This is a genomic window from Pseudomonas sp. D3-10 (genome assembly GCF_051132175.1).
In the GTDB taxonomy this organism is placed as follows: domain Bacteria; phylum Pseudomonadota; class Gammaproteobacteria; order Pseudomonadales; family Pseudomonadaceae; genus Aquipseudomonas.
Map to the genome: position 1 here is coordinate 145,730 of NZ_CP071668.1, position 12,103 is coordinate 157,832.

Consider the following 12,103-nt stretch of genomic DNA (forward strand, 5'->3'; position numbering starts at 1 on the left):
TGCGACATAAACTTATATCTGTAGCGATCCTAATAAACTGACTACGTAGTCAAGATCGCAATTTTGCATTGCTATTCAAGGAGATAGCCCTTGGCTTGGTTTACCAGCCAGTCGCGAAACGCCTGAAGCGAAGCAGATTTCACCTTTCGCTCGGGAATCATCAGGTAATACGCCTTGATGCTCGACAATGCATTGCGATTGGCGATTACCAAACGACCCTCCGCCAGTTCGCGCTGGATCAGAAAAGGCGGGATCAACGCGATTCCCATGTCATGCATGGCTGCTTGGGCCAACATCGAGAATAGTTCATAACGCGGGCCTGTCAGGTCCCGTGCAATGTTCAGCTCCTGCGAGCTGAACCATTGGCGCCATGCATAGGGGCGGGTGGTCTGCTGAAGCAGTGGCAATTCAGCAATAGCCTCCGGTGTCAGCGCCTTTCGGTTTCCCAGTAATGCCGGGCTGCACACCGGCATCGGGTTTTCGCCCATCAACTTGTGGGATTCGGTACCGGACCAATCGGCATCGCCGAAATAGATGGCGGCATCAAAATCGGTGTCGGCAAAGAGGAAAGGGCGTGTTCGGTTGGTCAGGTTGACCGTAACTTCGGGGTGCTGCTTTTGAAAATCCTTCAGCCGTGGCAACAACCATTGCGTACCGAATGTTGGCACTACCGCCAGCTCGATGACGTTCGCGCCGGTATGGCCCATGACTGACAGAGTGTCACGCTCGACCGCGTCCAGCTGCATGGCAATTCGACGACTGTAGGAAAGCCCTGCTTCGGTCAGCTTTACGCCGCGCCTTGAACGTCGAAAGAGTTCCACGCTCAGAAACTCTTCCAGGCTGGCAACCTGTCGGCATATCGCGCCCTGTGTGAGCGAAAGCTCTTGCGCGGCCTTGGTAAAGCTTTCATGGCGGGCCGCGGCCTCGAAGCTGACCAGGGCGGCGGTGCTGGGAATCTTGCGGCGCATGTACGGAGACCTCACTCGTGAAGGGCGTAAACGGCCTTTTCGCCTTTTACGGAGTGAGAAATTAGCACAACAACATGCGGAATCCTCGTTTGCTCTCGTAGGAAACCGCGCCTAGGATCAATCCACAAATTTTCATCTCATTGGCGAGGTTTCTCATGGCCGGTAAAGCGAGCTTCAACTGGATCGACCCACTGTTGTTGGATCAGCAGCTCACAGAAGAAGAGCGAATGATTCGTGACACCGCCGAACAATTTGCCCAGCAGAAGCTCGCGCCTCGAGTGCTGGAAGCGTTCCGTCATGAAAAGACCGACCCGGCGATTTTTCGTGAAATGGGCGAAGTGGGCCTGCTGGGGGCGACCATTCCCGAGCAATACGGTGGCAGCGGATTGAACTATGTCAGCTATGGCCTTATTGCCAGGGAAGTGGAGCGCGTCGATTCCGGCTATCGCTCGATGATGAGCGTGCAATCCTCGCTGGTCATGGTGCCCATCAATGAATTCGGGACCGAGGCGCAAAAACAGAAATATTTACCGAAGCTGGCTTCGGGCGAATGGATCGGCTGTTTCGGCCTGACTGAGCCAAACCACGGTTCCGACCCGGGCGCGATGATTACTCGCGCGCGGAAAGTGGAAGGCGGCTACAGCTTGACGGGTAGCAAGATGTGGATCACCAACAGCCCGATCGCTGACGTGTTTGTCGTCTGGGGCAAAGACGACGCTGGCGATATCCGCGGCTTCGTCCTGGAAAAAGGCTGGAAAGGCCTGAGTGCGCCGGCTATTCACGGCAAGGTCGGGCTGCGCGCGTCGATTACTGGCGAAATCGTCATGGACAATGTATTCGTTCCGGAGGAGAACATCTTTCCAGACGTCCGAGGCCTGAAGGGGCCGTTTACTTGCCTGAACTCGGCACGCTATGGCATCTCCTGGGGGGCGTTGGGGGCCGCTGAGTTTTGCTGGCACACCGCCCGCCAGTACACGCTTGATCGGCAACAGTTCGGACGCCCGTTGGCGGCAAATCAGTTGATCCAGAAGAAGCTGGCCGACATGCAGACGGAAATCACCCTCGCGCTGCAAGGGTGCTTGCGTCTGGGGCGCATGAAAGACGAGGGCTCGGCTGCGGTGGAGATTACCTCGATCATGAAGCGTAATTCTTGCGGTAAATCTCTGGATATCGCGCGCATGGCCCGTGACATGTTGGGCGGCAACGGTATATCCGACGAATTCGGCATTGCTCGTCACCTAGTGAACCTGGAAGTGGTGAATACCTACGAAGGCACCCATGATGTCCATGCGTTGATCCTGGGGCGCGCGCAAACCGGTATTCAGGCGTTCTATTAATAGGAGACCGGCGATGGGCGCGCTTTCGCATCTGAGGGTATTGGATTTATCAAGGGTCCTGGCCGGGCCTTGGGCTGGGCAGATCCTGGCGGACCTGGGCGCGGATGTCATCAAGGTCGAGCGCCCTGGCAATGGTGATGATACGCGTGCGTGGGGCCCGCCCTTCCTTAAGGACGCTTACGGCGAGAACACGACCGAGGCGGCCTATTACCTAGCGGCCAATCGCAACAAGCAATCGGTCACGATCGATTTTACTCGCCCCGAGGGCCAGAAGCTGATCCGGGAGCTAGCGGCGAAGTCCGACATTCTGATCGAAAACTTCAAGGTGGGTGGACTCGCTGCCTATGGCCTGGATTACGACTCCATAAAGGCTATCAATCCGCAGTTGATCTATTGTTCGATCACCGGTTTTGGCCAGACGGGGCCATATGCCAAGCGCGCCGGGTATGACTTCATGATCCAAGGGCTGGGAGGCTTGATGAGCCTTACCGGTCGACCGGAAGGGGAAGAGGGAGCTGGGCCGGTGAAAGTCGGTGTTGCATTGACGGATATTCTGACCGGCTTGTATTCGACCGCTGCCATCCTGGCGGCGTTGGCTCATCGCGACCATGCCGGAGGTGGGCAGCATATCGATATGGCTTTGCTGGATGTTCAGGTGGCATGCCTGGCCAACCAGGCAATGAATTACCTGACCACAGGCAGTGCGCCGAAGCGGTTGGGAAATGCGCATCCCAATATCGTGCCTTACCAGGATTTTCCCACAGCTGATGGTGACTTCATCCTTACGGTGGGTAACGACGGTCAATTTCGAAAATTCGCCGAGGTCGCCGGCCAACCGCAGTGGGCCGATGATCCCCGGTTCGCGACGAACAAGATGCGAGTGGCGAACCGGGCGGCACTGATCCCGTTGATTCGCCAGGCGACGGTATTCAAGACGACTTCCGAGTGGGTGGTTCAGTTGGAGCAAGCCGGAGTGCCGTGTGGCCCTATCAATGATTTGGCCCAAGTGTTTGCCGATCCTCAGGTGCAGGCTCGCGGGTTGGCGATCGAGTTGCCCCACCTGTTGGCCGGTACAGTGCCGCAAGTAGCCAGTCCTATTCGCTTGTCCGATACGCCGATTGAATATAGAAACGCGCCTCCCTTATTAGGCGAACATACGATGGAGGTGTTGCAGCGGGTACTGGGGCTGGATATTGCAGCGATAGCGACCTTGCGGGACTCCGGCGTCCTGTAGCCTCCCTTCTATATAGAAGGGCGCTTGCGGTCATTTGGGTATCTGATTGATAGAAAACAAAATAAAGGGTTGACGGCAAATTCTGGATGTCTATAATTCGCCCCACTTCCGGCGCAGTCGAAACGGAAAACTCCTTGAGTTTCAATGAGTTAGCCAAGTTTCGGTAAGTGCTTCGCTTCAGTTCATCGAAGCGTGGAAGGAGTGGGTAGGCCGGTTTGTTGGGCGCTATCGACGGTTCGATCTTCTCGGTCGAAAGCGGTAAAAAAGAGGTGTTGACAGCAGCGAGTAACGCTGTAGAATTCGCCTCCCGCTAACGAGAGATCGAAAGCGCAAGTGGTTGAAGTTGTTAAGGATTTCCAAGCGAAACTTTGAAAGCTTCTTAAAATAACCGCTTGACAGATACACGGGGCGATGTAGAATGCGCGCCTCGGTTGAGACGAAAGGCTCAACCCACCGCTCTTTAACAACTGAATCAAGCAATTCGTGTGGGTGCTTGTGGAGTCAGACTGCTAGTCAACAGATTATCAGCATCACAAGTTACTCCGCGAGAAATCAAAGATGTAACCAACGATTGCTGAGCCAAGTTTAGGGTTTTCTCAAAACCCAAAGATGTTTGAACTGAAGAGTTTGATCATGGCTCAGATTGAACGCTGGCGGCAGGCCTAACACATGCAAGTCGAGCGGCAGCACGGGTACTTGTACCTGGTGGCGAGCGGCGGACGGGTGAGTAATGCCTAGGAATCTGCCTGGTAGTGGGGGATAACGCTCGGAAACGGACGCTAATACCGCATACGTCCTACGGGAGAAAGCAGGGGACCTTCGGGCCTTGCGCTATCAGATGAGCCTAGGTCGGATTAGCTAGTTGGTGAGGTAATGGCTCACCAAGGCGACGATCCGTAACTGGTCTGAGAGGATGATCAGTCACACTGGAACTGAGACACGGTCCAGACTCCTACGGGAGGCAGCAGTGGGGAATATTGGACAATGGGCGAAAGCCTGATCCAGCCATGCCGCGTGTGTGAAGAAGGTCTTCGGATTGTAAAGCACTTTAAGTTGGGAGGAAGGGCATTAACCTAATACGTTAGTGTTTTGACGTTACCGACAGAATAAGCACCGGCTAACTCTGTGCCAGCAGCCGCGGTAATACAGAGGGTGCAAGCGTTAATCGGAATTACTGGGCGTAAAGCGCGCGTAGGTGGTTCGTTAAGTTGGATGTGAAATCCCCGGGCTCAACCTGGGAACTGCATTCAAAACTGTCGAGCTAGAGTATGGTAGAGGGTGGTGGAATTTCCTGTGTAGCGGTGAAATGCGTAGATATAGGAAGGAACACCAGTGGCGAAGGCGACCACCTGGACTGATACTGACACTGAGGTGCGAAAGCGTGGGGAGCAAACAGGATTAGATACCCTGGTAGTCCACGCCGTAAACGATGTCAACTAGCCGTTGGGAGCCTTGAGCTCTTAGTGGCGCAGCTAACGCATTAAGTTGACCGCCTGGGGAGTACGGCCGCAAGGTTAAAACTCAAATGAATTGACGGGGGCCCGCACAAGCGGTGGAGCATGTGGTTTAATTCGAAGCAACGCGAAGAACCTTACCAGGCCTTGACATCCAATGAACTTTCCAGAGATGGATTGGTGCCTTCGGGAGCATTGAGACAGGTGCTGCATGGCTGTCGTCAGCTCGTGTCGTGAGATGTTGGGTTAAGTCCCGTAACGAGCGCAACCCTTGTCCTTAGTTACCAGCACGTTATGGTGGGCACTCTAAGGAGACTGCCGGTGACAAACCGGAGGAAGGTGGGGATGACGTCAAGTCATCATGGCCCTTACGGCCTGGGCTACACACGTGCTACAATGGTCGGTACAGAGGGTTGCCAAGCCGCGAGGTGGAGCTAATCCCACAAAACCGATCGTAGTCCGGATCGCAGTCTGCAACTCGACTGCGTGAAGTCGGAATCGCTAGTAATCGCGAATCAGAATGTCGCGGTGAATACGTTCCCGGGCCTTGTACACACCGCCCGTCACACCATGGGAGTGGGTTGCACCAGAAGTAGCTAGTCTAACCTTCGGGGGGACGGTTACCACGGTGTGATTCATGACTGGGGTGAAGTCGTAACAAGGTAGCCGTAGGGGAACCTGCGGCTGGATCACCTCCTTAATCGACGACAGCAGCGGCTCCATGAGCTCCCACACGAATTGCTTGATTCATTGAAGAAGACGATTGGGTCTGTAGCTCAGTTGGTTAGAGCGCACCCCTGATAAGGGTGAGGTCGGCAGTTCGAATCTGCCCAGACCCACCAATTTCATGGTGTACCCTGTAGCGATACGGGGCCATAGCTCAGCTGGGAGAGCGCCTGCCTTGCACGCAGGAGGTCAGCGGTTCGATCCCGCTTGGCTCCACCATTACAGATTGGTTCCAACGTTTAAAGCTTAGAAATGAGCATTCCATCCGCGGGATGATGAATGTTGATTTCTAGTCTTTTGATTAGATCGTTCTTTAAAAATTTGGGTATGTGATAGAAAGATAGACTGAACGTTACTTTCACTGGTAACGGATCAGGCTAAGGTAAAATTTGTGAGTGGCTCTTAGAGCCAGATCGAATTTTCGGCGAATGTCGTCTTCACAGTATAACCAGATTGCTTGGGGTTATATGGTCAAGTGAAGAAGCGCATACGGTGGATGCCTTGGCAGTCAGAGGCGATGAAAGACGTGGTAGCCTGCGAAAAGCTTCGGGGAGTCGGCAAACAGACTGTGATCCGGAGATGTCTGAATGGGGGAACCCAGCCATCATAAGATGGTTATCTTGTACTGAATACATAGGTGCAAGAAGCGAACCAGGGGAACTGAAACATCTAAGTACCCTGAGGAAAAGAAATCAACCGAGATTCCCTTAGTAGTGGCGAGCGAACGGGGACTAGCCCTTAAGCTTCTTTGATTTTAGCGGAACGCTCTGGAAAGTGCGGCCATAGTGGGTGATAGCCCTGTACGCGAAAGGATCTTAGAAGTGAAATCGAGTAGGACGGAGCACGAGAAACTTTGTCTGAATATGGGGGGACCATCCTCCAAGGCTAAATACTACTGACTGACCGATAGTGAACTAGTACCGTGAGGGAAAGGCGAAAAGAACCCCGGAGAGGGGAGTGAAATAGATCCTGAAACCGTATGCGTACAAGCAGTGGGAGCCCACTTTGTTGGGTGACTGCGTACCTTTTGTATAATGGGTCAGCGACTTATTTTCAGTGGCGAGCTTAACCGAATAGGGGAGGCGTAGCGAAAGCGAGTCTTAATAGGGCGTCTAGTCGCTGGGAATAGACCCGAAACCGGGCGATCTATCCATGGGCAGGTTGAAGGTTAGGTAACACTGACTGGAGGACCGAACCGACTACCGTTGAAAAGTTAGCGGATGACCTGTGGATCGGAGTGAAAGGCTAATCAAGCTCGGAGATAGCTGGTTCTCCTCGAAAGCTATTTAGGTAGCGCCTCATGTATCACTGTAGGGGGTAGAGCACTGTTTCGGCTAGGGGGTCATCCCGACTTACCAAACCGATGCAAACTCCGAATACCTACAAGTGCCGAGCATGGGAGACACACGGCGGGTGCTAACGTCCGTCGTGAAAAGGGAAACAACCCAGACCGTCAGCTAAGGTCCCAAAGTTATGGTTAAGTGGGAAACGATGTGGGAAGGCTTAGACAGCTAGGAGGTTGGCTTAGAAGCAGCCACCCTTTAAAGAAAGCGTAATAGCTCACTAGTCGAGTCGGCCTGCGCGGAAGATGTAACGGGGCTCAAACCATACACCGAAGCTACGGGTATCACGTAAGTGATGCGGTAGAGGAGCGTTCTGTAAGCCTGTGAAGGTGAGTTGAGAAGCTTGCTGGAGGTATCAGAAGTGCGAATGCTGACATGAGTAACGACAATGGGTGTGAAAAACACCCACGCCGAAAGACCAAGGTTTCCTGCGCAACGTTAATCGACGCAGGGTTAGTCGGTCCCTAAGGCGAGGCTGAAAAGCGTAGTCGATGGAAAACAGGTTAATATTCCTGTACTTCTGGTTATTGCGATGGAGGGACGGAGAAGGCTAGGCCAGCTTGGCGTTGGTTGTCCAAGTTTAAGGTGGTAGGCTGAGATCTTAGGTAAATCCGGGATCTCAAGGCCGAGAGCTGATGACGAGTTACCCTTTGGGTGACGAAGTGGTTGATGCCATGCTTCCAAGAAAAGCTTCTAAGCTTCAGGTAACCAGGAACCGTACCCCAAACCGACACAGGTGGTTGGGTAGAGAATACCAAGGCGCTTGAGAGAACTCGGGTGAAGGAACTAGGCAAAATGGCACCGTAACTTCGGGAGAAGGTGCGCCGGTGAGGGTGAAGCACTTGCTGCGTAAGCCCACGCCGGTCGAAGATACCAGGCCGCTGCGACTGTTTATTAAAAACACAGCACTCTGCAAACACGAAAGTGGACGTATAGGGTGTGACGCCTGCCCGGTGCCGGAAGGTTAATTGATGGGGTTAGCTAACGCGAAGCTCTTGATCGAAGCCCCGGTAAACGGCGGCCGTAACTATAACGGTCCTAAGGTAGCGAAATTCCTTGTCGGGTAAGTTCCGACCTGCACGAATGGCGTAACGATGGCGGCGCTGTCTCCACCCGAGACTCAGTGAAATTGAAATCGCTGTGAAGATGCAGTGTATCCGCGGCTAGACGGAAAGACCCCGTGAACCTTTACTATAGCTTTGCACTGGACTTTGAATTTGCTTGTGTAGGATAGGTGGGAGGCTTTGAAGCGTGGACGCCAGTCTGCGTGGAGCCATCCTTGAAATACCACCCTGGCAACTTTGAGGTTCTAACTCAGGTCCGTTATCCGGATCGAGGACAGTGTATGGTGGGTAGTTTGACTGGGGCGGTCTCCTCCTAAAGAGTAACGGAGGAGTACGAAGGTGCGCTCAGACCGGTCGGAAATCGGTCGTAGAGTATAAAGGCAAAAGCGCGCTTGACTGCGAGACAGACACGTCGAGCAGGTACGAAAGTAGGTCTTAGTGATCCGGTGGTTCTGTATGGAAGGGCCATCGCTCAACGGATAAAAGGTACTCCGGGGATAACAGGCTGATACCGCCCAAGAGTTCATATCGACGGCGGTGTTTGGCACCTCGATGTCGGCTCATCACATCCTGGGGCTGAAGCCGGTCCCAAGGGTATGGCTGTTCGCCATTTAAAGTGGTACGCGAGCTGGGTTTAGAACGTCGTGAGACAGTTCGGTCCCTATCTGCCGTGGACGTTTGAGATTTGAGAGGGGCTGCTCCTAGTACGAGAGGACCGGAGTGGACGAACCTCTGGTGTTCCGGTTGTCACGCCAGTGGCATTGCCGGGTAGCTATGTTCGGAAAAGATAACCGCTGAAAGCATCTAAGCGGGAAACTTGCCTCAAGATGAGATCTCACTGGAGCCTTGAGCTCCCTGAAGGGCCGTCGAAGACTACGACGTTGATAGGCAGGGTGTGTAAGCGCTGTGAGGCGTTGAGCTAACCTGTACTAATTGCCCGTGAGGCTTGACCATATAACACCCAAGCAATTTGTAGACTCGAAAGAGGCCAGATTGCGGTGTTGTGAAGACGAAACGAACCGAAAGTTCGAGATACTCACAAGCAACACGCTATCACATACCCATTCGCTGGAACGTGACCGCAAGGCACGCGCTGGCTACCGAATTTCTTGACGACCATAGAGCATTGGAACCACCTGATCCCATCCCGAACTCAGAAGTGAAACGATGCATCGCCGATGGTAGTGTGGGGTTTCCCCATGTGAGAGTAGGTCATCGTCAAGATTAAATTCCGAAACCCCTATCTGCTGATGCAGGTAGGGGTTTTGTTTTAGTAGAAGTCTTCGATTTTAACCGACACGTTGTTCCTGAACGGGTTGGTCACAGAATTTCTTGACGACCATAGAGCATTGGAACCACCTGATCCCATCCCGAACTCAGCAGTGAAACGATGCATCGCCGATGGTAGTGTGGGGTTTCCCCATGTGAGAGTAGGTCATCGTCAAGATTGAATTCCCAAAACCCCTGTCTGCACCGCAGACGGGGGTTTTGTCGTTTCAGAGCCGGTAATCGGATCGTCTCCCTAATTGCTGTCGCACCCCGGCAAACCCCCAGTCCATTGCTATGCTTGGGTTGTTGGGCGTTTGCAACGAGAGCCCGCGATGTGACTGGTCATGGGGATTCGAATAATGAAAAACCCTTATGCTCCCGGCTTCTGGTGCGCTATTGCGGCGTTGGTACTGCTTTCGGCCACCTATTTCTATGGCGTCATGCTGACTCATCAGCTCGATAAAGCGCTGATTTTCCTTGATAGCGCGTCCGCGCTGATCGGTGTCATATCCATCGCAGTGGTCGCCTGGGCCTCGATGCAAGGCCAGCGCATCAAGAAAAAACAGCTCGAGCAAGGCAAGACCCTGGTGTTGATATGGGACACCAAGGTCGCGCTGCGTCGGGTCGAGACGGTGTTTGATCGCTATTTCTGGGGCAGCTATTGGCAGCCAGGTCGCACGTTCCAAGAGGTCATGGGAGAGCTCACGGGTACACCATTGGAAAAAAGTCTCGAAGCCTTGAAAATCCAATGCGCGGCCTTGGACGAGCAGGTCGCGCAAGATGATTGGCACTGGCTCAACAACGCTCGTGAACTGTGCGATGTCGCCAATGCCATGGCTAGGGAACGTTACCAGTTGGATTTCTGTGATGGGCGTGCCGACTCGTCGAGTACGGCGGTGATCAATCGTGATTTCGAGGTACTGGTATACACCTGGACGGCACGGCTCAAGACATTTGATCACCAACTGGACGAGATCGAAGTCCAATATTCGTAGACCATTTCTCAAGAACACGCTTTTTCCCCTTTAACATTGGGCTTGCTGGCGTGCCTGGTGCTAATCTCCTCCACCACTTTTGCCGCGTCGAGCCACAGCCCTTTGCGGGTCAAGGAAGACGGCGACTTTTTCAACCATGGAATACGATCGGGTCTCTCATGAATAAATCAGCAAGCGTACTTCTCGGAATCGTTGTGGTTATCGGCGCTATCAGTGCGGGCGGCGCCTGGTATACCGGGACGAAGCTTGAAGGAGTCTTGAATACAGCCATTGCCGACAGCAACAAGCAATTGCAAACGGCTTTGGCCGGGTCCAACGGTACCGCTTCGATCGAGCTGGTTTCCTTGGATCGTGGAACATTCAGCAGCACTGCGCATTACCGCCTCAAAGGTGAAGGCGAAATGTTTGGTGGCGAATCCGTTGAATTGCTGTTCGTTGATAACATCGAACACGGCCCGCTACCGGTTTCCCGGCTGATGACGCTCAAATGGTTGCCGGTCATGGCTACCAGCCACACCGAACTTGAGCGGACTCCGCTGACCGAAAAATGGTTTGTTGCCGCCAAGGATAAATCGCCGCTCAAAGGCGTTTTCAACCTCGGCTACGATCAGTCCACAAACGGTACAGTCGAACTGCTCCCGCTGGATACCAAGCTGGACGAACAATCCCAGCTCATCTTTTCCGGCCTGAAAATCGACGTGGCAGCCAGCGCCCAAGCAGAGAAGATCAAGGCCGACGGTTATATGGACAGTTTCAAACTGACCACCGTCGCCGAAGATCAAACACCGGTGCAAATCGAGCTCAGCGGTCTGACATTGGCCAGCAACCTGACCAAGAGCACCTACGGCTACTACATGGGTGATAACACCCTGCTGCTGAGTAACAGCAAGACCAGTTTCGGCGAACAGAAATCAGTGCTGGGCCTGAAGAATTTCGAAATGAAGAACAACAGCTCCGAAAAGGGTACCAGCGCTTCGGGGCGTGCCGACTACAAGATCGGTGAGTTGTCTTTCAACGATAAGGTCATTGGTTCGGCGCAGATGGCGGTAAGCCTGAAGAACCTGGATATTCCCGCAACCATGTCGCTGATGCAGGTCTACCAAGCCAAACTGCAGCCATACGAAAAAGCTGCTGCCGAGGCCGCTGAAGCGGGCGAGCCAGCGCCAGAGCTGAATTTGACCGAGGCCGAAGAGGCGCAGGTCAAGGCCGATCTGGAGAAACTCCTGGCGGGCGCCCCACAAGTGGCCCTGGAGAACCTCTCGTTTAATACGGCTAACGGTGAAAGCCGCGCGAGCCTTGTCGTAGACCTGGCCAAGCCACAATCGATGGATCTGCCGCCGGATGAACTAGGCCGTCAATTGCTCGCCCTGCTGGATTTCAAAGTGAAGGTGTCCAAGCCGATGCTTGTGGACCTGCTGACCGTGCAGGCGCAGATGGAAGGCCAGACAGACGCCAAACTGATCGCCGACCAGGCCACTGCCACCAGCGATATGTTCAGCGCCATGGCTGTGGGTACGGAGCTGGCGAAGCTGGAAGGCAACGACGTGGTCACCAACTTGCACTACGCCAACAATCAAGTGGATTTCAACGGACAGAAAATGACCGTTGAACAATTCTCGGCATTTGTGATGAGTAAGTTGGGCGGCGGCGTCGCCGTTCAGTAATACCCCTAAAAGCTCCCCTCCAAAAAACCGGCCCGTGCCCTGCGCACGA

Annotated in this window: 5 protein-coding genes, 2 tRNA genes and 4 rRNA genes; 10 read left to right on the forward strand and 1 reads right to left on the reverse strand. The window is 53.8% G+C overall.

Annotation, left to right across the window (positions count from 1 at the left end; translation table 11 throughout):
* Window positions 1-71: 71 nt before the first annotated feature.
* Window positions 72-968, reverse strand: a complete 897-nt coding sequence (locus J3P90_RS00690) for a LysR family transcriptional regulator (protein ID WP_434561358.1) — start codon at window positions 966-968, stop codon at window positions 72-74.
* A gap of 155 nt (window positions 969-1,123) precedes the next feature.
* Here J3P90_RS00690 and J3P90_RS00695 point away from each other — a divergent pair, with 155 nt between their 5' ends.
* The 10 genes from J3P90_RS00695 to J3P90_RS00740 all read left to right on the forward strand — a co-directional run bounded on the left by J3P90_RS00695 (window position 1,124) and on the right by J3P90_RS00740 (window position 12,054).
* Window positions 1,124-2,305 carry an acyl-CoA dehydrogenase gene (locus tag J3P90_RS00695; RefSeq protein WP_039593369.1) on the forward strand — a complete coding sequence of 394 codons (1,182 nt, stop codon included), beginning with the start codon at window positions 1,124-1,126 and terminating at the stop codon, window positions 2,303-2,305.
* Window positions 2,306-2,318: 13 nt separating this feature from the next.
* Window positions 2,319-3,539: a CaiB/BaiF CoA transferase family protein gene (locus J3P90_RS00700; RefSeq protein WP_434649391.1), complete on the forward strand. Its 1,221-nt coding sequence runs from the start codon at window positions 2,319-2,321 to the stop codon at window positions 3,537-3,539.
* Between the two features lie 615 nt (window positions 3,540-4,154).
* Window positions 4,155-5,693: ribosomal RNA gene (locus tag J3P90_RS00705) — 16S ribosomal RNA — on the forward strand.
* A 65-nt stretch (window positions 5,694-5,758) separates the two neighbouring features.
* A tRNA-Ile gene (locus J3P90_RS00710) sits at window positions 5,759-5,835 on the forward strand.
* Window positions 5,836-5,862: 27 nt separating this feature from the next.
* A tRNA-Ala gene (locus tag J3P90_RS00715) sits at window positions 5,863-5,938 on the forward strand.
* A gap of 250 nt (window positions 5,939-6,188) precedes the next feature.
* A 23S ribosomal RNA gene (locus J3P90_RS00720) occupies window positions 6,189-9,080 on the forward strand.
* A gap of 154 nt (window positions 9,081-9,234) precedes the next feature.
* Window positions 9,235-9,350: ribosomal RNA gene (rrf, locus tag J3P90_RS00725) — 5S ribosomal RNA — on the forward strand.
* Between the two features lie 107 nt (window positions 9,351-9,457).
* A 5S ribosomal RNA gene (gene rrf, locus J3P90_RS00730) occupies window positions 9,458-9,573 on the forward strand.
* Together the 16S, 23S and 5S rRNA genes with 2 tRNA genes alongside form the textbook arrangement of a ribosomal RNA operon.
* Window positions 9,574-9,754: 181 nt before the next feature.
* On the forward strand, window positions 9,755-10,390 hold the full coding sequence (locus J3P90_RS00735) for an NADH:ubiquinone oxidoreductase subunit N (protein ID WP_420767737.1): 636 nt from the start codon (window positions 9,755-9,757) through the stop codon (window positions 10,388-10,390).
* 158 nt (window positions 10,391-10,548) lie between these two features.
* Window positions 10,549-12,054, forward strand: a complete 1,506-nt coding sequence (locus J3P90_RS00740; RefSeq protein ID WP_434676529.1) for a YdgA family protein — start codon at window positions 10,549-10,551, stop codon at window positions 12,052-12,054.
* The last annotated feature ends 49 nt before the right edge of the window (window positions 12,055-12,103 follow it).